23 protein-coding genes are annotated in these 22,845 nt (G+C 43.9%); 11 read left to right on the forward strand and 12 right to left on the reverse strand.

Going from position 1 to position 22,845, the window contains the following annotated elements:
* Window positions 1–7: 7 nt before the first annotated feature.
* Window positions 8–388 (forward strand): VOC family protein, encoded by a 381-nt coding sequence (locus RBH91_RS21105; RefSeq protein ID WP_307892832.1) that lies wholly within the window; start codon window positions 8–10, stop codon window positions 386–388.
* Window positions 389–422: 34 nt separating this feature from the next.
* On the opposite strand, the gene RBH91_RS21110 is transcribed toward RBH91_RS21105, so the two are convergent.
* The 3 genes from RBH91_RS21110 to RBH91_RS21120 all read right to left on the reverse strand — a co-directional run bounded on the left by RBH91_RS21110 (window position 423) and on the right by RBH91_RS21120 (window position 3,225).
* A complete protein-coding gene (locus tag RBH91_RS21110; protein WP_307892833.1) occupies window positions 423–1,391 on the reverse strand; it encodes a phosphoglycerate dehydrogenase in 969 nt (322 codons plus the stop codon).
* 144 nt (window positions 1,392–1,535) lie between these two features.
* Window positions 1,536–2,399, reverse strand: coding sequence for a glycosyltransferase family 8 protein (locus RBH91_RS21115; RefSeq protein ID WP_307892834.1), 864 nt, complete (start codon window positions 2,397–2,399; stop codon window positions 1,536–1,538).
* An 88-nt stretch (window positions 2,400–2,487) separates the two neighbouring features.
* Window positions 2,488–3,225: a YwaF family protein gene (locus tag RBH91_RS21120; protein ID WP_307892835.1), complete on the reverse strand. Its 738-nt coding sequence runs from the start codon at window positions 3,223–3,225 to the stop codon at window positions 2,488–2,490.
* A gap of 316 nt (window positions 3,226–3,541) precedes the next feature.
* Here RBH91_RS21120 and RBH91_RS21125 point away from each other — a divergent pair, with 316 nt between their 5' ends.
* On the forward strand, window positions 3,542–4,882 hold the full coding sequence (locus RBH91_RS21125) for a M28 family metallopeptidase (RefSeq protein WP_307892836.1): 1,341 nt from the start codon (window positions 3,542–3,544) through the stop codon (window positions 4,880–4,882).
* A gap of 489 nt (window positions 4,883–5,371) precedes the next feature.
* Entirely contained in the window at window positions 5,372–5,746 is a 375-nt protein-coding gene (locus RBH91_RS21130) for a permease (protein ID WP_307892837.1), read from the forward strand.
* A 323-nt stretch (window positions 5,747–6,069) separates the two neighbouring features.
* Here the strand turns inward: RBH91_RS21130 and RBH91_RS21135 are convergent, their stop codons facing one another.
* From RBH91_RS21135 to RBH91_RS21145, 3 genes are all read right to left on the reverse strand, one after another.
* Entirely contained in the window at window positions 6,070–7,428 is a 1,359-nt protein-coding gene (locus tag RBH91_RS21135) for an MFS transporter (protein WP_307892838.1), read from the reverse strand.
* Window positions 7,425–7,670 (reverse strand): hypothetical protein, encoded by a 246-nt coding sequence (locus tag RBH91_RS21140; protein ID WP_307892839.1) that lies wholly within the window; start codon window positions 7,668–7,670, stop codon window positions 7,425–7,427. Before RBH91_RS21140 ends, RBH91_RS21135 begins: the two co-directional genes overlap by 4 nt.
* 386 nt (window positions 7,671–8,056) lie before the next feature.
* Complete coding sequence (locus tag RBH91_RS21145) at window positions 8,057–8,692, reverse strand: GTP pyrophosphokinase YwaC (protein WP_307894815.1); 636 nt, start codon at window positions 8,690–8,692, stop codon at window positions 8,057–8,059.
* 228 nt (window positions 8,693–8,920) lie between these two features.
* Between RBH91_RS21145 and RBH91_RS21150 the strand changes: the two genes are divergently transcribed.
* From RBH91_RS21150 to RBH91_RS21185, 8 genes are all read left to right on the forward strand, one after another.
* Entirely contained in the window at window positions 8,921–9,004 is an 84-nt protein-coding gene (locus tag RBH91_RS21150) for a YjcZ family sporulation protein (RefSeq protein WP_307894817.1), read from the forward strand.
* A 278-nt stretch (window positions 9,005–9,282) separates the two neighbouring features.
* Entirely contained in the window at window positions 9,283–9,432 is a 150-nt protein-coding gene (locus RBH91_RS21155; protein WP_026589214.1) for a teichoic acid D-Ala incorporation-associated protein DltX, read from the forward strand.
* A gap of 14 nt (window positions 9,433–9,446) precedes the next feature.
* Window positions 9,447–10,955 (forward strand): D-alanine--poly(phosphoribitol) ligase subunit DltA, encoded by a 1,509-nt coding sequence (gene dltA / locus RBH91_RS21160; RefSeq protein ID WP_307892840.1) that lies wholly within the window; start codon window positions 9,447–9,449, stop codon window positions 10,953–10,955.
* Window positions 10,952–12,109 carry a D-alanyl-lipoteichoic acid biosynthesis protein DltB gene (gene dltB / locus RBH91_RS21165; RefSeq protein ID WP_307892841.1) on the forward strand — a complete coding sequence of 386 codons (1,158 nt, stop codon included), beginning with the start codon at window positions 10,952–10,954 and terminating at the stop codon, window positions 12,107–12,109. Before dltA ends, dltB begins: the two co-directional genes overlap by 4 nt.
* Before the next feature lie 15 nt (window positions 12,110–12,124).
* Window positions 12,125–12,361 (forward strand): D-alanine--poly(phosphoribitol) ligase subunit 2, encoded by a 237-nt coding sequence (gene dltC / locus RBH91_RS21170; RefSeq protein WP_076759594.1) that lies wholly within the window; start codon window positions 12,125–12,127, stop codon window positions 12,359–12,361.
* Window positions 12,361–13,530, forward strand: coding sequence for a D-alanyl-lipoteichoic acid biosynthesis protein DltD (gene dltD / locus RBH91_RS21175; protein ID WP_307892842.1), 1,170 nt, complete (start codon window positions 12,361–12,363; stop codon window positions 13,528–13,530). The genes dltC and dltD overlap by 1 nt, the downstream gene beginning before the upstream one ends.
* Before the next feature lie 181 nt (window positions 13,531–13,711).
* Window positions 13,712–14,803, forward strand: coding sequence for a branched-chain amino acid aminotransferase (locus RBH91_RS21180; protein ID WP_307892843.1), 1,092 nt, complete (start codon window positions 13,712–13,714; stop codon window positions 14,801–14,803).
* 204 nt (window positions 14,804–15,007) lie between these two features.
* A complete protein-coding gene (locus tag RBH91_RS21185; protein WP_307892844.1) occupies window positions 15,008–16,276 on the forward strand; it encodes an MFS transporter in 1,269 nt (422 codons plus the stop codon).
* Window positions 16,277–16,419: 143 nt separating this feature from the next.
* Here the strand turns inward: RBH91_RS21185 and licH are convergent, their stop codons facing one another.
* From licH to RBH91_RS21220, 6 genes are all read right to left on the reverse strand, one after another.
* Window positions 16,420–17,748 (reverse strand): 6-phospho-beta-glucosidase LicH, encoded by a 1,329-nt coding sequence (gene licH, locus RBH91_RS21190; protein WP_307892845.1) that lies wholly within the window; start codon window positions 17,746–17,748, stop codon window positions 16,420–16,422.
* Entirely contained in the window at window positions 17,748–18,077 is a 330-nt protein-coding gene (locus RBH91_RS21195) for a PTS lactose/cellobiose transporter subunit IIA (RefSeq protein WP_076759602.1), read from the reverse strand. Before RBH91_RS21195 ends, licH begins: the two co-directional genes overlap by 1 nt.
* A gap of 15 nt (window positions 18,078–18,092) precedes the next feature.
* The gene (gene celB / locus RBH91_RS21200) at window positions 18,093–19,445 is read right to left on the reverse strand and encodes a PTS cellobiose transporter subunit IIC (protein ID WP_307892846.1); all 1,353 of its coding nucleotides are present in this window, start codon (window positions 19,443–19,445) and stop codon (window positions 18,093–18,095) included.
* 14 nt (window positions 19,446–19,459) lie between these two features.
* Complete coding sequence (licB, locus tag RBH91_RS21205) at window positions 19,460–19,765, reverse strand: PTS lichenan transporter subunit IIB (protein ID WP_076759607.1); 306 nt, start codon at window positions 19,763–19,765, stop codon at window positions 19,460–19,462.
* A 127-nt stretch (window positions 19,766–19,892) separates the two neighbouring features.
* Window positions 19,893–21,839 carry a BglG family transcription antiterminator gene (locus RBH91_RS21210; RefSeq protein ID WP_307892847.1) on the reverse strand — a complete coding sequence of 649 codons (1,947 nt, stop codon included), beginning with the start codon at window positions 21,837–21,839 and terminating at the stop codon, window positions 19,893–19,895.
* Window positions 21,840–22,183: 344 nt separating this feature from the next.
* Entirely contained in the window at window positions 22,184–22,774 is a 591-nt protein-coding gene (locus RBH91_RS21220; RefSeq protein WP_307892849.1) for a DNA-3-methyladenine glycosylase, read from the reverse strand.
* Between the last annotated feature and the right edge of the window lie 71 nt (window positions 22,775–22,845).

Here is a 22,845-nt window from a genome sequence, read left to right on the forward strand (position 1 = left end):
TCCCGAGATGGCACGAATCGATCACGTAGGATTGATGGTAAAGGACATTGAGGCATCTATCACATTTTATCAGGATATTGTCGGTATGACTTTAAAAGACAAAATGACACACACAAACGGCATCATGAAGCTTGCTTTTTTAGGTTTTGAAAACAGTGAAGAAACAGAGCTCGAACTGATCCAAGGGTATAAAGACAATCTTCCGGCAGAAGGAAAAGTACACCATTTTGCCATTTCGACAGATGATATTGACGCTGAATTGACCCGAATGAGAGAAAACGAGGTCAAGCTGATAGAAGACGGGATAACCACACTGCCGAACGGCTACCGCTACTTTTTTATATTCGGTCCTGAAGGTGAAGCGATCGAATTTTTCCAAAGAACCTGATAGAGATGGCTGAACCCTCTCCCTGCCCCCGGCACTATGAGGTTGGGATGCCGCCAGGAGCCACACAAAAGGCGAGCGGCTCGTTTTCGATAAAACGTTTGATATTTTGATATGTTATCTCTTCAATACGCCTGATGCTTTCATAGGTGGCACCGCCGATATGCGCGGTGCATACGGCATCGGCAAGGCCGATGATTCGCGAAGATGGGGGCTCGCTTTCAAACACATCTAACGCAGCACCCCGGATCATTTTTTCTTCAAGCGCTTGAATGAGCGCGTTTTCGTCAACCACTTCTCCGCGGGCGATATTAATCAGAAAAGCCGTCTTCTTCATTTTCGCTATTCTTTCTTCATTTATCAGATGATAGGTGTCAGGTCTTAATGATGTGCTGATGCAGACAAAATCTGATTTGGCCAATACATCATCCAGTTTTGAAAACCTTACATTCAGCCGTTTTGCCGCCTTGTAGTCTTTGTATGTGCCGTAAGCCAGCATGTTCATGTTAAAGCCCGAAGCTCTTCTGGCAATCTTCTTGCCGATTTCGCCAAAGCCGATGAGACCTAGTGTTTTGCCATCGAGTTCATATCCCATGGATACATGCCATAAACCTCTTTTGACAGCGGCGTTTGATTGTGGAATCGACCGGGCGCCTGACAGCAGGAGGCCGAAAGCCAAGCCTGCAACAGACGAAGCATTTTGACCGGGGGCATTTGTTATGTAAATCCCTTTTTCCCTTGCGTATTCCGTGTCTATATTATCGACTCCCGCTCCAAATTTCATGATGTACCGCAAATTGGGAGCAGCATCGATGAGCTCTCGATCTGCTTTTTCAATCCCGAGAACATAAATATGGACATCCTTGATATAGGTTAACAAGTCCTGTCTGACCGTTTTATTTGAATCCAGGAAGGTGAATTCAGCCCCGAGCCTTTCAATTTTTTCTTTTAACTGCGGCGCAGCGCGGTAAAAAAACTCACTAAGCGTCAAAAGTACTTTAACCATAAGTCCCGGCCTCCATTCATTTGGATTTTTCACGACTAGAAAAATGCTTGCTTCCAAACTTGAGGAAACAAGCGATTATGGGGATACGTCAGGATTATCGTGATTATATCCATTCACTCTATACTTATAAAGAATATCGGCATGTTAGCTGACATGGTTTTTAGACCATTTGGCAGGCTGTCCGAATGCTGTGTACTGCAAATACTTAAAATAATGACGGGCATATGGGTGTGATGTTTGTGAATTCCAAGGCTTGTTTCCTCCGCAGAAATGAACAATTGCGGGATTTGCCCTTGTTTCCATATAGCGCTTTTTGTCCAAAAGGGAAGCTGGTGTTTTTTCTTTTAAAATAATATGGGTTTGAGCGTTCCATCTTGGATGAAGTTCATGCCACTGATGATAAAGAATCGCGTTAAGCGCGTCCTGGTCATGAAAGACAAACATCTCTTCACCGTTGTTATGAATAAAGTCGATCACTTTTTTGGAAATGTTGTTTTTTCTCCATGCTTCCATATCGATGATCATAATGCCTGAGTTAAAATATTTTGCCTCATCACTGATCTTCATTTTTTTCAGTCTTTCATGCTGCCCGGCATCTTCAACCGCTGCTGCATAGTAGGGGGCAATATCTTTGTTCCACAGTTTGGAAATGTCCTCTAATACTAAGGCATCACAATCGACATAGATCATTCTTTTGACAGATTGATCTTGAATAAGGTCAGGAATGGAAATCCTGTAATAGGCCGCTTTTGTAATATGGCTGCTTTCAATCGCACGGTCATACTGGCTTTTTTCCACATTTAGAAATGTGATGGGAACCCCGAAACGAAGGGTCGTTTTTTCTAGACGCTTCTTATTGTCCTGTTCAATTCCTCCGTCAATGACATACAGCTTTATATTCCGTGCTTTATCCATGTTCATTAATAACGATGTAAACATGACGCTCAAATGCTGTGCGTAGTTATTGTCTGTACAGGAAATAATGTGCATGGTACGGTCGGTTTTCATATGATTTCCATCTCCTTTTCTTTTTTTGTTCTATTCCCTTTCTTCAAAAAATAAACACCATCAATATGTTCAAACAAAAAAAGGATCATCATTGATCCTTTTTCTCTTTCATTTTCCGTCTGATCCAAAAGGGCGTATAGAGGAGATAGAAGAAGACAATCGTCACAGCTTCGGCTGACAAAATGTACCACGGCCAAGGCCCGAGCACATCTAAAAGCGACGCTCCTCCCCCGGGCTTTTTCATCATGTACATATAGTTCGATTTCAACAGGCGGTTCACGACAAATATCATTGCTCCATAAACATTTACAAGGAGAAACGTGATCCAAAGAGAGCGCACCGTCGGTTTATATTTTTCAGCCGCGACCATGAAAAGACAGGCGAGAACAACGAGCCCGTGGGAAATAAAAAACTCAAAAAAACGGAAATGGGGGAATCCGAATCTTCCCAGGTCAGGCGTCAGCATCGCTTGCAGCGCGCTTCCAAGGCCGGCGAAATAAAGAAATTTAAACAGATTGAGGTTTTTTGTCAACAACAAGATGATGACAAGGTAAACCGAAAGATCGCTGAGATGAAGAGGCAAACAATACCGGGGCGTCCATGAACGGACAAAAATGAACCATGAGTGGTAGCTGATTTCTGAAATGATGAGAATCGCCACAAAGGCATAGCGAATCAGCCGGTTCCATTCGGGCTTTTGCAGCGTCTTCCGAAATACGAACAGACAAACGCCGAGCGCCGCAACCACCAATAATGTCACAATATGTGAAGTTGAAAAAAGCTCAAAAGACCCGAGCTGATAATCTTTTTGAAAATATGTCTTCATCATGAGCACCTGTCATAAAAATATTTTAACGTTATTTTGCGACAAAACTTCTCGATTATTCACTGATATCATGAAAAAAGGCTGCCGAATGGGAAGATAACCGTTTTCATTTGCATCACATTCGGCTTTTTAAACGCTCCACACGTCCGACAGACTTTACAGGCCAATGGAAAGAGTGGTCACCCCAACATTCTGATCACATAAAAATCAGCCTCAAATTACCAGTCTATCGCCTCATTTATCATGTGATGGCAGGATTTGCTTTCTTTGATGAGAATTTCTTTTCCAAAGGAAAGACCATCAAGGAGGTTTTTTTATGAAGAGAAAAATGATGATACTGGGGTTGGCGTTATCCATTATTGCAGGCGGTGTTTTCATTCCATCCGCCGATGGCATGGCAAATACAGTTCAGGCGGCGCCGGAAACTGCTATTGCTAAAGATGCAGGAAAGATCGGCAAGAAGTTTAATGAAAACCGCGCTTATCAAACAATTTATCATTTAAGCGAAACGATCGGCCCTCGTGTCACAGGTACAGCAGAAGAAAAAAAGAGCGCACAATTTATCGCGAAACAGATGAAAAAATCAAAATTGAAAGTAAGCACACAAACCTTCAGCATCCCGAACAGATTGGAAGGAATCCTGACCGTTCATGGAGATGAAATATCATCACGGCCTGCCGCCGGTTCCGCCCCTACTGCCGAAGAAGGTTTGACCGCCCCGCTCTATGATGCCGGACTCGGTCTGCCCGGGGACTTCACTAAAGAAGCAAAAGGGAAAATCGCGGTGATTTTAAGGGGGGAGCTTACATTTTATGAAAAAGCAAAAAACGCCGCTGAGGCAGGTGCAGCGGGGGTTATTATTTATAATCATATAGACGGCCTCGTTCCTCTGACGCCAAACCTAGGCGGCAATAAAACCGACATTCCGGTTGTCGGAATCAAAAAGGATGATGGAGAAAAGCTGCTCTCTGAACAAGAAGCTACACTTAAGGTAAAGGCTTTTAAAAATCAAACCTCCCAAAACGTGATCGGCGTCCGAAAACCAAAAGGAATCAAAAATCCGGACATCGTATATGTGACATCGCATTATGACAGTGTGCCTGATGCGCCGGGAGCCAATGACAATGCATCAGGAACTTCAGTCGTGCTGGAGCTTGCACGAATCATGAAAAACATTCCCGCTGATAAAGAAATTCGCTTTATTACATTTGGAGCCGAAGAAATCGGGCTTGTCGGCTCGCGATATTATATCAGCCACTTGTCAGAGCAGGAGATCAAACGCAGTGCAGCCAATTTCAACTTGGATATGGTCGCAACAAGCTGGGAAAATGCCTCACAGCTTTATATCAACACACCCGACGGTTCGGCAAACCTTGTCTGGCAGTTGAGCCAAACAGCGGCGGCAAAGCTTGGTAAAGATGTTTTATACTTAAGCCAAGGCGGCTCGTCCGACCATGTACCATTCAATGAAGCGGGCATCGATTCAGCTAACTTTATTTGGGGAGAACCGGGTACAGGCGCTTTAGAGCCTTGGTATCACACTCCTTTCGATACGATTGAACACATCAGTAAGGACAGACTGAAAACAGCCGGACAAATCGCCGGAACGGCAATTTATGACCATATCAATAAAGAAAAGACTTCTGGACTTCAGTAGTCTTTGACATTTGAATGAAGCAGATCGATTTGATCTGCTTCATTTTTTTATTCCGCTTTATTTGATAAACCGGAAACTTACCGCCATGCTCCCGGTCGCTTCCAACGTTATCACCTTCCCCGTCCTGAAATACCCTGGGTCATTTCGTTCCCAAACAACAATCCGAGGATCATCGATGAAAGGATCAAACTTAAATCGCGGCACATATACCCTGAAGCTGTGCCGACCAAATTTTTCGTACTTGTCCTGATTATGCCGCTTACAAGGTAACATTGCCCAGACTACAGCTGCGTGGAAAGCACGATGCTTTTCAACATGATCGGTGTTTGGATGACTGGGCCTATGGTCCTCATTTTGTAAATCTCCCTTTATGTAAAGTTTATTTTACGTTACGGTGGAATTACGAGGTTATGGATAATCGACTTGTTGAATTCAGACAGAAATACAACTATTCTCGAGAAGCTTTGGCGAAGATTTAGGAGGTCAATCATGAATTCACGATTAGGTAATTTCACAATCAGTTTTTTGATGTTGATTTTAAGTCTATATATGTTTTTTAGTACAGTGGTTAATGGAAGATCTGGTCTTGAAATGGCTTTTCTGCCTTTTTCTTTATTTATCATGTTTTTCACATTAGGTTATTTATATCCTCAATTTAAGAAAAATGATGAGCGCCATAAATTAATACAACAAAAAGCCATGTTTTATCATTATTTTATTTTGATGGGATATCTCTTTATTTTTTTTATCTTACTAGCAAATAACATGATAAACTTGAGTGCGCAGACAGTTATTGCAATCCTTGGTGCTCTTATTATTGCAACAATCAACATTTTATTTATTATATTCTCAAAAATTTACTAGGAGATGTTTTATTGTGTTCCCTTACCTTATCCAATTATTCACTATCTTTATAGTCATTATGATCATTAGAGTTGTGACCAATAAGCGCAGACGTTAATTTGTAATGATTCTCTATAAATAAGTGTATGGTTGATCAACCATACGTTTTGAATGTTTTAAAGAGATTCAACACTTAAAACAAGTACCCATGTAACTGGCCTAGAACAACTTCTCCCGATATGACCATCGTTTTCCCGATCTCTAATCAATCATACCCATTTTTTGTTCGGATCTGCAGGAATCGGCATAACTAAAAATGGAGCCCCATCTCGCGCTCCATTTTTTCAATCCTTTATCAGCTTGATGAACCGGACACTCATGACCAGGCTTCCAATGGCGACGATGATCATGATTACCCCTAAATCCTGAAAATGTCCGGCCGTTATTTCTTTCCCAAACAGCAATCCGAGGATAATCGATGAAAGGATCGAACCTAAATAGCGGCACGTTTGAAAAAGACCTGAGGTCGTCCCGACGATATTTGCCGGACTTGTCCTGATCATGGCGGCCTGCAGAGCTACATTGCCGAGCCCATAGCTGATCCCTAATAGAGAAAGGATGGCACCTTTCCATATCATCGGCGCTTGAACAAAAAACAGGGTAAGCAACACTGCGCCTGCAGCCATTAAACATGAACCAACCAACACCGGCTGTGTTTCTCCTGAACGATCAATCCATATCCCTGCAAGCGGCGAAACGATCACGCTCATCCCCGACATAAACAGCATGAGCAAACCGCTTGTTTGAACGGAGAGATGCATTTCATCCTGAAAATAACTCGGCAGCCCGAAGAATAAACAATAATTAAAAATGTTTAACATTATAAACTGGATATAGACGGATGACAAAGACCGCCGTGATATAAACAGCCGTATATCAATAAAAGGACTGTTCGTACGCAGCTCCCACCATACAAACATCAAAAGAAAAATCAAGCCGATTGCACCCTCGGCATAATGGGGAGAGGAGTTTAAAGAAAGCAAGAAAGACAATAACAGAGCAATGCCGCCCGCAAATAAAATGATTCCCGTCAAATCAAGCTGCCTGATGATGGCCTTGGCATTTACACCGGCTTTTTTCTCATCCTTCGGTAAAATAAACATCCCCAATAAAAAGCTGAACAGTATAAATGGAAAGTTGATAATAAAAATCGCCGGCCACCCGCCTAGTACGATTAAAAACCCTCCTACTGTCGGACCAAAAGCTGTCATGGCAGAAGAAAAAATCGAAAGAACCGCAAGAGCGGATGCCTGGCGTTCGTGAATATGGCTTCTGATCAACCCTACGCCTGAAGGATAGATGGCGCCGCTCCCAATTGATTGGAATAAGCGCATAGCCAGCAAGATAGAAAAAGCCGGAGCAAGAGGCGCACCGATTGCCGAGACAGCTACGAGAATCAACCCGAACAAAAACATTTTTTTCCGACCGATTAAATCTCCCAGCTTTCCCGTTACAGGCTGAGCAACCGCACTTGCCAAATAAAATGATGAAATTAACCACGATACAGTTGTAAACGAAAGCTGAAAATCATGTTGAATGCTGTGCAGCGCCAATGAAATCATGGAAGAGTTCAGCGGATTCAGCATGGTGCCGGAGGCGACAGTCGTCAAAAACAAAGCACGATTCTTCTTCAATATGGTCATTTGTTCTTCCGCCGTTTCCAGCTGCCTCTCGTTCCGTCATGAGAATGCGCCTTTTCCATTTCGGCTCTCCTTTCAGCTAGAATCCAAAGATCCAAATCCATTTTGTATTTGTCTAAGACCGCCTTCTGCTGAACAACAACTTGCAATGCAGATCCTCCCCCGGCCCGAGCGTCCCGCCTCACTCCGGCCTCTCCTACTCGCAAATTGTATAGCAAAACCGATTGGCTGAAATCCGTATCCATATCAAGACCTCCTCAAAGCTGTTATTATCTTTTTCTTGATTCGATTTTTCGATTCACAATTATGTTCCTGGAAGGCACGGAAAATCGAAGGCGGACTCATCAAGTGATGACATTCTATTGCTGACAGCCACATATGGCGTGAGTAAGAAAAACTGGCGATGCTTTTACAGAACAAAAAGCTGAAGGAAGTCTGAGCGTCTGGCGAAGAAAAAAATGAAAAACTTAATCAAAGGAGCGTTCGAAAAGTAGCAAACTAGACAAAAGCTTTAAAGTTCGGGGGAAAGTTTAGAATTCATATCCGAGGGAGCTGCTGATTTCAGAGGGGATCACTTTGCTCATCAGGCAAAAAAAATAAGCCGGGCGATCCTGCCTTGCCCCGGCTTTCTTTATTGATCCACTTTTGATCTGATGTGAAACATTTTTTCATCCAAATAATTGGCGATATCCGCTGCTTCTTTCAATTCATCAGTCAGCTGGTTCGGCACCTCATTATTTAATTTATAGTAGATCTTATGCTCAAGGCTCGCCCAAAAATCCATGGCAATCGTTCTGATTTGTATTTCCACCTTTGCATGTTCAACACGGTTGGTCAAATACACAGGCACTTCTACAATCAAGTGAAGGCTCCGATATCCGTTCGGCTTCGGATTTTTAATGTAGTCTTTCACTTTCAAAATCTTAATGTCTTCATGCTGCTTTAACACCTCGACCATATTGTAAATGTCGGACATGAATGAACAAACGATTCTGAGTCCGGCGATGTCATCAATATGTTCCTTTGCGGCACTGGTTGTAATATCACAGCCTTTTCTCACCAGCTTGTTGATCAGGCTTTCAAAGCTTTTCACCCTTGATTTCGTATGTTCAATCGGGTTATGACCGTGAATTAAATTGTATTCCTGGCTGATAATCGAAAATTTTGTATCCATTTGATCCAAAGCAAATTTATATACCAAAAGCTCATTTTTCCAATCTTCCATCAGGCTCCTCAAGTCTTCAATTTGATCCGCAGGGAGCCCCATCATTTTATCTATTCCAATATCCATCGCTATTTTTCTCCTTATATCATCATTTCGCTTTTTCTAAAAAAGTAGACGGGCTCATCTCAGCTAAAGTTTCGAATATTTAAGATCGAGAATGTTGAAGTAGTAGTTGACTTCATCATTTTCCATAAATTTAAATTTATTACCCTTTCAAAAGTCATGAATATTTCATATTTTATATTACCATCTAAGGGGAGGTGATGTTTTATGTCTTTCTCTAATCACTTTGCTTTAATCGTAGTGCTATTTATTTTGCTTATCATTGTCGGTTCTGCATTTCTGAAATACTAAGCTGTTTCCTCCCCATGTCAGACCTCCTCCGCCCAAACGGCAGGCTTGCAGGAACAGGTTGCATCTTTTCTTGCGGCCTGTTTTTTTACGCCTCTCAAAAAGAATTTATTTCCACAAAAGATTGATATTCAACAGAAAATGTTTATAATAGGCTGATGGGCTTCAGCGGCCGTTTTTCAACGGCACAGCTCAAAAACTTTGCCGCAAATGAAACTTTTATACATCCTATTCGTCTTATACTTTTGTTAAGGCAATTCAATACGGAAAGGAACAGATCAATGTTAAATAAGCTTAAAGTGTTGTATGAAAAAACAACAACGAAGTGGCTGCTCAACACTTCCTATTACTTTCTCATTCTGCTGCTGTTGTTTTTGATTTATGGATTCCATACAGCAAATACAGGTTCATATATTTATAATGACTTTTAATGGAGAAAAAAACAATGAAACTGATAGAAACCATTCAAACATACGCACAAACACAACCCGATACACTTGCTTTTGTGAATGAAGAGGAAAAGCTGACCTACGGAGAACTGTGGTCGCAATCTGAGCGCCTCGCCTCACGGCTCCAAAAAGAAGCACTGACAGACGCTTCTCCCATCATCGTCTACGGCCATATGAAGCCGGTCATGGCGGTTTCTTTCCTTGCCTGTGTGAAAGCCGGCCACCCGTATATCCCGGTGGATGTTTCAATTCCGGCAGACCGGATTCTAAAAATCATCAACAGCTCAAAAGCCGAGCTTTTGCTTAATAACTCAGGCGCTGCCATCGATACAGGAGATACAGGCATCTCTGTGATCGAACCGAGCGGGCTTGACACAGAAGATGAACTGGAGACGAATCCGGGCCATTGGGTGAAAAACGGGGAGACCTTCTATATCATCTACACATCAGGAAGCACTGGAAATCCAAAAGGCGTGCAAATTTCCGCCGATAATCTCCAGAGCTTTACAGACTGGATGACAAATGATTTTCCGGTTGAAAACGGCCGGGTGTTTTTAAATCAGGCGCCGTTTTCCTTTGATTTGTCTGTGATGGACCTCTATCCTTGCCTGCAGGCGGGAGGCACTCTTTGGACCGTCACAAAAGATATGATTAACCGTCCGAAGCTTTTATTTGAAGCGCTGAAGCGTTCAAATGTCAATGTATGGACATCAACGCCTTCGTTTGCACAGATGTGTTTAATGGACCCGTCCTTTTCAGAGGATCTGCTGCCGGGCCTCTCCGTGTTTATGTTCTGCGGAGAAACGCTTCCCGCTTCAGTTGCCAGACAGCTGCAAGAGAGATTTCCAAAAGCCCGGATTTTCAACACATATGGCCCGACCGAAGCAACAGTCGCCGTGACTTCCATTGAAGTGACAGACGAGGTTTTAGACAGATACTCTTCCCTTCCCGTCGGTTCGCCGAAGCCGGACACTGAGATCGTCATCATCAATGAAGACGGAGAAGCCGTGCAAGACGGGGAAAAAGGAGAAATCATCATTACCGGAGCAAGCGTCAGCAAAGGGTATTTAGGCGAAAAAGCGCTGACTGAAAAAGCGTTTTTCTCCTATAACGGGGCACCGGCTTATCGGACCGGCGATGCAGGCTACAAAGAAAACGGCCAGCTGTTCTTCTTCGGGAGACTCGACTTTCAAATCAAACTGCATGGCTACCGCATCGAGCTTGAGGAAATTGAATATCAAATCAATCAGTCCCGGTATGTAAAATCAGCGGTTGTCATTCCATTTTATCGCGAAGAGAAAATCGAGTATCTGATCGCAATGATCGTGCCTGCCGAACACGATTTTGAAAAGGAATACCAGCTGACAAGCGCGATTAAGAAAGATCTTGGCAGCAAGCTGCCGGCTTATATGGTTCCGAGAAAATTCATGTATCAAAATGAGATTCCGATGACAGCAAACGGTAAAATCGACCGGAAACGGTTAAAAGAAGAGGTAACCGTATGACGCCGTATGGTTCATTTCTTTTCTTCATCATATTAGGAATTTTGCTGGCGCCGACGATCATTCTCGGATTAAACGGAAAAAGCTTTCGCTTTTACAATATGGCAGTGTCCGTTGTTGTGTTGGCGCTTATTTTCTCAAACAGCCTGCACGGGCTGATTACATTGTGCCTGTTTACGCTTTGGCAGACGGTGCTGATCAAAGGCTATATTTCCTACCGTCTAAAAGCGAACAGCGGCATCATATTTTGTTTAGCTGCAGCAGCTTCGATCCTGCCTTTGGCGCTGTCCAAGCTGCTGCCGTTCTTTGCCGTTGACAACTGGGCAAGCTTTCTTGGAATCTCATATTTAACGTTTAAAGGGGTTCAGCTCATCATTGAAACACGGGACGGGCTGATTAAAAAGCAGGTTCCCCTCGGCAGGCTGCTTTACTTTATTCTCTTTTTTCCGACCATCTCATCCGGTCCGATTGACAGGTACCGCCGTTTTGAAAAGGATGAGCAGACGGTCTGGACGAAAGAGCAGTATGAAGAGCTGCTGTACAAGGGGATCAACAAAATTTTTCTCGGCTTTTTATACAAATTTATCATCGGCTACTGCATTAATACGTATATCATTTTGAAGCTGCCGTATATGACATCCGGCGCCATTTCGCATGGAGTTGCGTACATGTATGCTTACAGCCTTTACCTGTTCTTCGATTTTGCCGGCTACACGGCATTTGCGGTCGGAATCAGCTATATCATGGGGATCAAATCTCCGGAAAACTTTAATATGCCGTTCATCAGCCGCAATATTAAAGATTTCTGGAACCGTTGGCATATGTCCCTTTCATTTTGGTTCAGAGACTACGTGTTCATGCGCTTTGTCTTTTGGATGACAAAGAAAAAATGGATCAAAAACCGGATGTTGGTTTCTAATATCGGGTATGTACTGCTGTTTCTTCTGATGGGCGTCTGGCACGGTCTTGCGCCTCAGTACATCATTTACGGACTATATCATGCACTGCTCATGGTTGGCTTCAATTTCTTTGAAAAATGGAATAAGAAGTACAAATGGTGGCCGAACAATAAGTGGACGACAGCCGTCTCAATTGTTGTGACCTTCCACTTCGTATGCTTTGGATTTTTTATTTTCTCAGGAAAACTATTTCACTAAAAGGAGTTTTTAATAATGGATTTCAATCAAGAAGTACTTTCAGTTTTAGCAGAGGTATGTCAGGACGATATCGTCAAGGAGAATCCGGATATCGATATTTTTGAAGAAGGAATCCTTGATTCATTTGGCACTGTAGAACTGCTGCTTGCGTTTGAGAATCACTTTAACATCACTGTGCCGATTACGGAATTTGACCGGGATGCATGGAACACGCCAAATCAAATTATAAAGCAGCTGAATGAGTTGAGATAATGAAAAAGCGTTTTTTATTCGGGCCAATCATCTTGGCATTTTTACTTTTTTTCACCATGATCTTGATTCCAAATTCATGGCTGGCTCCGCTCGTTCCTAAAGACCGGGTCGCGACCTCAGCTACAGAATTAAACCCGATGATGTTCCAGGGGACGTATCTTCAGGGCAAAATGCTTGAAGACCCTAAATACCTTCCGATCTATGGATCATCAGAGCTTTCCCGGCTGGATAAATTTCATCCGTCCAATTATTTTAAAGTCAACAAACAAGGATTTACCCCTTATCTAGTCGGAAAAGGCGGCTCACAGTCCTTGATTCATACGATCAATTTCGCGGCACATGCGAATCAGTTAAAAGGAAAGAAAATGGTATTCATCATTTCGCCGCAATGGTTTCAGAAAAAAGGGTCTGACGAATCCCATTTCGCGCCAAACTTTTCGGCTTTACAGGCATACGATCTCTTGTTCAATCAAGATATCGACTCCGGGCTCAAGAAGAAAATCATCAAACGCATGCTGAAGTATGATGCGGTGAAAAATGATGCCCTGCTTGCATCACTTTTTAGAGCGGAGCTCAATCAGGACCGTCTGACACTGTCCCTTCTGACGCCGGCCGCCAAAGGCTATAAAAGCATTCTGGAAAAAAAGGATATCTACTATTCCATGGTGGAAGGAAAAGGTCCAAAGCGGACCATTTCAGAAAGCGTGAAGAACAAATCATGGGATGAACTGAAACACATGGCTGAAAAGCTTGGTGAAAAGGAATCCCGGAATAATAAGTTTAAAATGACAAATGGCGTCTTTAAAAAAATGAAACCGAAGCTGGCCAAGCTTAAAGGCCACAATAAAAAGATGAACTATGCAAAATCCGTGGAATTCGGCGATTTTCAAATGATGCTGGATGTCCTGAAGGAATCCGGGGCAGACCCTCTGTTCATCTCTGTTCCGGTGCACGGCAAATTTTACGACTACACCGGCTTTCCTAAAAAAGGTCGGACCGATTACTATGCTAAGATTAAAAAGCAAATCGAAGCAGAAGGTTTTCAGGTTGCCGATTTAACAGACCATGAATATGATCCTTATTTTCTGAAGGATTCGCTCCACCTCGGCTGGAAAGGCTGGGTTTACGTAGATAAAGAAATCAAAACGTATTATCATAAGAAATCATAAAGGATTCCCTTAAGCGGGAGTCCTTTTTTGCTCCTGCAAACTTGGGCGAAAATGTTTTTAAAGTTTCCAAAAATTCTATTTTACAAATTTCTCTGAAATCTATTGCGATTATCAATAGAAGGTTTAAAATAGAAGATAAATATTTTTTGGAAAAAGAATAGAAACGGCAGGGAGAATGAATATGACAAAACAAACCATCAGCGTACAGCTCAGTACAGCAAAAAAACAAAAGCCCAAGGCTGATCAGCTCGAATTCGGCCGCACATTCACCGACCACATGTTCATCATGGATTATTCGGCTGAAAGCGGCTGGCATGATCCGAGGATCATACCTTATCAGCCGATTGAAATGGATCCGGCCGCCATGGTATACCACTACGGCCAATCTGTTTTTGAAGGCTTAAAAGCCTATCTATCAAATAAGGGAAAAGTTCTGTTATTCAGACCGGAAAAAAACGTTGAGCGGCTGAATAAGTCAAATGACCGCCTCTGCATTCCGCGGGTTGATCCCGATACCGTGCTGGAAGGGCTGAAACAGCTGCTTCAGATCGACAAAGAATGGATTCCGACAGCAGAGGGAACCTCCCTTTATATTCGTCCATTTATTATTTCAACGGAGCCGTATCTCGGCGTCGCCCCGTCCAAGACCTATAAGTTGCTGATTATCTTATCGCCGGTCGGCTCTTACTATAAAGAAGGAATCCACCCTGTAAAAATTGCCGTTGAAAGCGAATTTGTCCGGGCTGTTGCTGGCGGTACGGGAAATGCAAAGACCGCCGGAAATTACGCCGCGAGTCTGAAGGCTCAGGAAGTGGCTGAAAGCAAAGGCTTTTCCCAAGTGTTATGGCTGGACGGAATCGAGAAGAAGTACATTGAAGAAGTCGGAAGCATGAACATCTTTTTCAAAATCAACGGCGAAATTGTCACTCCTGCGTTAAACGGAAGCATTTTGGAAGGCATTACGAGAAATTCTGTCATCTATCTTTTAAAACAATGGGGCCTCTCGGTTACTGAAAAGAGAATTTCCGTTGACGAACTGATTCAGGCTCACAAAGACGGCCAGCTTGAAGAAGCTTTTGGCACCGGAACGGCTGCCGTCATTTCTCCGGTCGGCGAGCTGATCTGGAAAGAGGAAAACTTTGTGATCAACAATGGAAAAACCGGAGAGATTGCCAAAAAGCTCTATGACACGATTACAGGCATTCAAAAAGGCGCTCTGCCCGACTCATTCGGATGGACAGTTGAAGTCGATTCAGTCAGCCAGACCTGCTAAAAGCGGTTCAGCCCTCTTTTCATAAAAGGGGGCTGAATCTCATACGCCGATATCCGGCTTCCCTCTATTAAAATCTCCCCTCTGCTGTTAGACAAAACAGATTCCATTTTATATCTTTTATGTTAAAATTATCTATGCCGAAACAATAGAAAGGAACGATCCAACACCCCCATGCAACACGTAAAATAGAAAGGACTTTGAATGATGGAAAAAACCACTGAACCACTAAGCGTCTGGGAGAAAAACTTCACATTTCTTTTCTTCTCCAGGCTCATTAAAATTTCGGCCGACTGTTTCGCTTTCAACTCCATTTTATGGTTTTTGATTTTTGATGGAAAAGGCGCCATCGGCACTTCATTACTGCTTGCCGTCACTTTTCTTCCCGAAGCCTTTTTGGCGCCGGTGACAGGGCCGCTGGTGAAAAGAAATGCTCTGAAATTCTGGATGTACTTTTCAGATTTGACGAGAGCAGCTGTTGTTCTTACTGTTCCAATATGTTATTTTAACGGCTTTTCACCGATGTGGTTTGTTTTGGGGCTCATGATTATCCATTCAGCAACGGGAGCCACATACAATCCCGCTTCCATCACGCTGATTCCGCAAATCGTGAATGAAAGTCTGATTCAAAAGGCGAATGCGATCCTCCAGTCTTCCTCAGAAATCGTAAGGCTTGGCGCTGTTACACTGTGCGGAGTGCTTCTGACTTTTATCGGTCCTGCGACCACATTGATCATTTCATTCATTCTCTATATCATATCGGGTATCTTTGTTCTTTACATCAAATATCAAACCGTTCAGAAGCAATCGGAGTCTCATCCTCCAAAACAAAGAGGTACATATTTTGCAAGATTAAAAAGAGGATTTACAATTGTGAGAAACCACAAGATCTTATTTCCGCTGGCCATTTATTGTATATTTATGAATTTGGCAGCATCGCCATGGGAAGCGCTGTCTGCGGTTTATGTTGCAGAGGATTTAAACGGGACGCCGTTCATCCATTCTTTGCTAAAGGCTACGACGGCCGGAGGGGCGTTTTTATTGGGTCTTATTCTTGCAAAAATAAAAATCAACAGATATGGACTGCTTTTTATTACGGCCGGTGTTCTTGAAGGTGCAGCCTATTTTATCACCGGATTGAATACCTTTTTACCGCTCGTCTTTCTCGCTGCCTTTGCCTTTGGAGCGGCGATCAGCTCGATCAATGTTCCAGAATTCACGATTATTCAAACATCTGTTGAAGGTGATGATCAGCCTCAAGTGTTTGCTGTCATTCATACGATCACAAACCTTTCACTTCCTTTAGGCGCGATCGTCTGCGGATATGCCGCACAGGTTCTCAGCGCAGGCAAAGTCATTGCGATCGGGGGGTTCATCGAGATTCTTGCAGGCATCGGCATTCTTCTGTTTACTCAGCTCGCCAAAGCTCAGCGATCAGATCTGCAAAAGGAAAAAGAGACAACCGCCAATATGTAAGGTATGGCACCGTTCATCTCCTTAAATAAGAGCTGCTGTCAAGGCTGCTACAGAATGGCGGTGCGTTGGCCGCGGGCTTGCACGCTTTCCTCGTCAAGCGTGCAAAGGTTCCGGCGGGAATAACCGGAACCTCAATCATCAATCTATGCTTCTACCGATTTAAAAAACTGCGGAAGATACTCTTGATGCGCTTCAAGCATTTCATCCAATATTTGTTTTGCGACTTTGTCAGACGGTACAAGCGGATTGATCGTCATCGCCACCAGCGCCGTATTGTAATCACCTGTCACTGCCGCTTCGGCCGCGACACGCTCAAATGATTTAATCTGCTGGACAAGGCCTCTGACGGTGACAGGCAGGTCTCCGACCGCGATCGGCTTCGGCCCGTTCTTCGTCATGACACAGTTGACTTCCACTGCTGAATCATCAGGAATGCTTGCTATCGCACCGTTGTTCATCGTATTGACGGGCTGAATATCGTGCTTGTCATTATATATTGAGCTGATTAAATTGCAGGCCGCATCACTGTAGTACGCGCCTCCCCGTTTTTCAAGCTGAGGCGGTTTAATAGCCAATTCTCGATCTTTATATAGTTCAAACAATTCTTTTTCCACTTGCTGAACGACTTCTGCACGCGTTCCCTCTGTTTTAGAAGCCTCTAATTCATGCTCAAGCATTTCCTGCGTTTTATAATAGTAGCGGTGGTATCCGCATGGTATCAGGTCAAGCCCTCGGATAAAGTCAGGCTCCCACGACTCTCCGGAAATATTTTTCATGGTCATTGCATTTGCCGGATCAGCCATCGCTTCGATCACCTTGTCTTTAACGCTGATCCCGTCCAGGAAGACATCGAGGCCGAACACCATATGATTCAAGCCGGCAAATTGGATTTCGATGCGGCTTTCGTCAACATCAAGCGCTTTCGCGACCCCCATTTTCATGCCGATCGGAACATTGCAGAGGCCCACGACCTTTTTCAGGTTTGAGTAGCGGAGGAGCGCCTCTGTCACCATGCCCGCCGGGTTGGTAAAGTTGACAAGCCACGCGTCAGGACACAGCTCTTCTATATCTTTCGCAATATCAAGGATGACCGGGATTGTGCGAAGCCCTTTAAAAAGGCCGCCGGGTCCATTTGTTTCCTGGCCGATGACACCGTATTTTAAAGGTATTCTTTCATCCTTTGCTCTCGCTTCCAACAAACCGACGCGGAATTGAGTCGTGACAAAGTCAGCGTCTTTTAAAGCTTCTCTGCGATCCAGCGTCAGATGGACATCAATCGGGACGCCCGCTTTTTCCACCATGCGTTTTGCCAGCGTGCCGACGATATTGAGCTTTTCTTCCCCTTCCGGTATATCTACGAGCCAAAGTTCGCTTACAGGGAGCTCATCATGCCTTTTAATCAATCCTTCAACGAGCTCCGGCGTATAGCTTGATCCCCCGCCAATTGTTACGATTTTCAAACCTTTCTTCATCAATTGACACCTCCGTGAACATTTATTCTTTCATACAGCTCCACAATTTCCGCAGCCAAATCTTTCATTGTCATCGCATTCATCAAGTGATCTTGAGCATGGACCATTAATAATGAAGGCTCAGTTTTTGCTCCCTTCGCTTCATTTTGAATAAGTGCTGTCTGACAGTGATGAGCTTTGATCAATTCCTCGTCAGCTGCACGAATCTTTTCTTTCGCTTGGGAAAAATCACCCTTTTTCGCTTCAGCAATGGCTTCCATACAAAAGCTTCTGCCGTTTCCTCCGTGAAGGATGATTTGAAAAATCGTTTGTTCTAATTCCTTAGACATCTCCTCACCCCTTTTCTATACACTGACCTGCTGCTCCTCATTTGCGGCCGCCCCGGCTTCCAGCTCGCTTTCTTCCTTGAGCTTTTGCTTATCCCACATTCTAAAGAATGGATAATATACGATGAACGAGATGAACAAGTTGATCAGCTGCATGACCGCTCCTGAGATTTTTCCGCCTGTTGCCAAATATCCCGAGAAGCCCGGCGGCATTGTCCACGGAACAGCGATGCCGGCCGGTTTTGCGACAAGGCCAGTGCTCATTCCGATATAGGTAGCCGTGATCATTAAGAGCGGTGATACGATGAATGGAATTAAAAGCATCGGGTTCATGACGATCGGCATACCGAAGATAATTGGTTCATTAATATTAAAAATAGCCGGACCGATTGCCAGTTTCCCTAACTGCTTCATTTGCTTGCTTCGCGCTCTGAAGAACATCGTGATGACTAATGCCAAGGTAGCGCCGCTTCCGCCGATATTGATCCAAATTTCGAAAAACTGGGTTGTGAAAATGTTTGGCAGAACTTCACCGGCTTGTAAAGCAAGGCGGTTTTCATCCATTGCCCCATACCAGATTGGGGACATGACGCCGCCGACAATGTTTGCTCCGTGCAGCCCGCATGACCACAGCAGCATTTTGACGGTCTCTGCCACAAGGCTTCCGCCGAGGCTGCCACCAAGTATGGAGAGCGGCGTGCCCAAAAGGACATTTACAACATTATGCAGACTTTCAAACGGCGTCATTTCAATGATGAGACGGGCAACCCAGATCAATCCAATCACCGCGAAACCCGGAATCAGGGCGATAAATGATTTGCTGACAGCCGGCGGCACGCCATCAGGCATTTTGACGACAATGTCTTTTTGAACAATCCAGCGGTAAATTTCCGTCGATAGCATAGCAATCAGCATTCCGACAAACAGGCCTTTGCTTCCCATTAAAGAAATCGGAATGCCGCCTGTTACTAAAATCTCCTCAGCGGAACCTTGAGGTGTAAAGGGAATCTGATAAGGCGTGGCGAGCAGGAAAGCCGCTACGGCAATCGCTCCTGATGACAAAGGATCAATATCATATTTTTCGGCAAGGCGGTATGCGATCCCGAAAGTTGCGATAAGCGCCATAATATCAAAGCTGACGCCTACAGGGTAGCTTAATTTCTCTGCCCACTGATCTCCGAAGATCCCCGCCATGAACTCCGAGTATCCAGGGATCGGCAAGTTGGCTAAAATAAGAAACAGCGAGCCGATGATGATAAGCGGCATAGTGAGAATAATTCCATCTCTGAGAGCCTGCAGATGGCGCTGGGCGGCGATCCTGCCGGCAATCGGCATGACCTTCCCCTCTAAAAACGCATTAAACTTATTCACATGTTCCGCCTCCTTTAAGAGCCGGTAAGCTGTTCAGCGGATTTTAGCACTTCCGCTCCATTACATGTTCCGTAATGGACCGTGTTGATGACATCGACAGGCACTCCTTTTGATTCTCCTAATGTCTTTAACTGCGGAAGCATGTACCGGACCTGCGGGCCGAGCAGCAATACATCCGCTTTATCAATATGATTCTGGACTTCTCCTCCCGAAACAGCCCAAATTTTATAATCTTTCCCTTGCTCCTCTGCGCTTTTTTCCATTTTCGTAACAAGTAAACTAGTTGACATACCTGCTGCACAAGCTAATAAGATGTTCATTTTTTATATGTCCCCCTTTTACGTATAAGTTCTATTCCGTGTTACAATTCCATCATATTATGAAACCGCTTTCATATTAACTTAATGATTTTCCTCTTCTCTGAGGAAAAAAGACAAGGGAACATTTTTATCCAAAAAATGAATGATTCGGGCTGTTTTTTCTAAAAACGGACATGAACGCCTCATACGTTTTACATTTTAAAAGCTCCCTGACCATCGACTGATCATCTAAAACATTGCCCAATAATTTATACATTCCCTGCAGGTTTGAGGTATTATCCTTTTCAACGCAGAGCAGGCAAATGAATTGAACCCTTTTATCCTCCCACTCTATCGGTTTTTGCAGCGTGCATATAGCCCAAAATGTTGCATCTGTGTGCGGTGACATGGGATGGGGAATGGCAACAAGATTGCCAAAACAAGTCGGTGCGACGGACTCCCTTTCAAAAACGGAGTCTTCAAGCCCAGCCTCTGCAAGGCCAAGCTGTGATACCTTTCCGCATAAAAAACGGAGAACTTCATCTCTGGATTGAAAGCTTTTTTGCAAAAAAACGAGCTGTTTCCTCGTATATTTTGCAGCGAGTTCTTCTTCTGCTGCAAGGATATGTTTTATTTTCGCTAAATCCGTTCCTCCCAATATTGCATTTACTTTAATTACCGGAATCGGAAGCTCCTCAGACAAAGGGATTGTACTAATGACAAAATCGAGGGCGTGAAGTGAAATTTGGTTGAGCTTGTAGTAGTCAACCGTTCCAAGGATTTCAAGTTTCGAGCCGAATTTTGCCCTCAGTCTGTCCTGAAGCAGCATGGCGCTGCCCGCTCCTGAAGCACAGACAATCATGCAGCGTTTTGAAGGGATGCTCATTTTTCTTCTTTCCATCGCCGCGCCGATATGCAAAGCGAGATAGCCGACTTCATTTTCCTGAATGTCAAACCCCGTCTCTTTTTTGATCACTTCACCGGCTTGGATTCCGGCTTCAAATGCCAGCGGATAGTTGGCTTTTATCGCATCAAGCATCGGATTTCTGATGTTCATGCCATATTTGCAGCGATTCAAAGCAGGTTTTAAGTGAAGGCTGAGGCCGATTTTTAATTCTTTATCATTTTTGATGCCGAGCGTGAATTTCCGTTCAATTGTATCCATAATCAATTGTGTCAGCCGCTCGGTCTCCTCATCAATGAAGCTTTCCATTTTATCGCCGTTGATCGCGGCCATGGCCGTCCTCTTGGCTCCGAGCAAATGAATGGCAATATAAGCCGTCTCTTTTTCTGGAAATGCCACTTTCAATTTTTCTTCAAGCGTACGGACGATCGCCCGTGCTACTTCATATTCTTTATGGTTCATAATCTCTTTTACATCTTCGGAATAAAGCGAGACATGCTTTCCCTTGCGAATTCGCCTGCTGGCAATGGAGATGTGGATCAAGAGATTGTTTAAGCCGATGTCAGAAAGAGAGATCTGATCTTCGCTTATTCTTTCTAAAATCGTCTGACGGATCAAGCCCAGTTCTTCTTTCGGAAGAATGGAAATGCGGGTGTTCATAATGTCGACATCCGTTTCCCGCTTTGGGAAAATATGCTCAGCCATACAATAGCGCAGCTTCATTTCATCTCCCTTCAGCTTAAAGCCGTAATTCGGTTTGATCTCTAATTCAATTCCATAAGGTTTCAGCCTTTTCCGTACGTCTCTCATATCGTTTTGAACCGTCGACTTGCTGATGAACATTTCGTCTGCCAAATCTTCCAGTTTGAGATACTCATCTGTCAGCAGCAGTCTTTTTAATAAATAGAGAATGCGCTCATTCGGAAAAACCGGATTTGAAAACTCTTCTTGAAATGTATTTTGCAAAAGCTGGCGAAAGAGGCGGTCGTTCTGTATGGAGAGCTGATAGCCGGTTCCTCTGATCGATTGAACGGCTGCTCCGTTTTTTAAGAGGAGGTGGTCTAATTCTTTTACATCTGATCTGATCGTTCTGGAGGTAACATTTAATCCATTAGCCAAATAAGTGCTTGTCAATGGTGTTTCTGCTGTCATCAATTCGCCGAGAATAAGCTTTAGCCGAGCATTGAGCATAGATGGCCCTCCCTCTTTAGGTCACTTGAATCGAGAACACACAGGCAGCGTCTTTTTTCTCCTGTTTTCAATATATTCAATGATTATGTGAAGATCCTCTCATAGATTAAGTAAATTCTATTATGATTGCGTTTTCAAGTCAATTTGTCCATTCACATATAAAAACAGCCGGTCAGCCGGCTGTCGGTTGTTTTTTCTCTCTTCGGTTTTTGATGATTTTTCTTGCGATCGGATAGATGACAGGCGCCCATTTGACGACATTTTTAAACATCTTCTTCATGGCTTGACTCCCTCCCGTTTTTTATCACCTTTACCCTGATGATCAGAAGTCAAACATGTCTATCCTATCGTGAAACATAGCGATTTCCTTTAATCCAAAACCGCCATGGATACTCCCGGGCTTCCCCCGAATTCTCAATTCCGATGCGCGGACCGCATGAAATGTCTTTTGGGGAATACCCTTTTGCAATGTAAAGCGGGGGCTCTGTCAGCGGCCTTCCGTAATCATCCATCGTGATGGAAAGCGCCTTCGTCAGTTTCCCCGGACCGTTTGTCCAATCACGCGGTTTTTTTCCGCTCCGCCTTTTCTCCATCAGCAAAAGTCCTTCATGCGGTTCAACCGCCCTGATGAGAACGGCTTCAGGTTCGTCAGCTCCAGCGCTCACAACATTGATCAAGGTGTGGGTATGCATTGTGTACGTATACACAACGCCAGCTTCTTTGTACATGACGTCTGTCCGTTTTGTCCGGCGGTTTCCATAGCTGTGGGCAGCCCTGTCTTCAGGGCCTTTATAAGCCTCAGTTTCGACAATATACCCTGAAGCCAGCCCTTCCTTCGTTTCTTTGACCAGAAGACAGCCTAAAAGAGATTGTGCAAGTTCAATTGTCGGTTTGCGGTAAAAATCAAGCGGGAGGGGCTCGTGAGTGATATTCATTTTTAACAGCCTCCTTTTGGCTTAAGTGAGCAGCCGGATATTGATTGTGATAAATTTTAACATTTCTTATT

The sequence above is a fragment of the Bacillus swezeyi genome, from assembly GCF_030908325.1.
Lineage (GTDB): Bacteria > Bacillota > Bacilli > Bacillales > Bacillaceae > Bacillus > Bacillus swezeyi.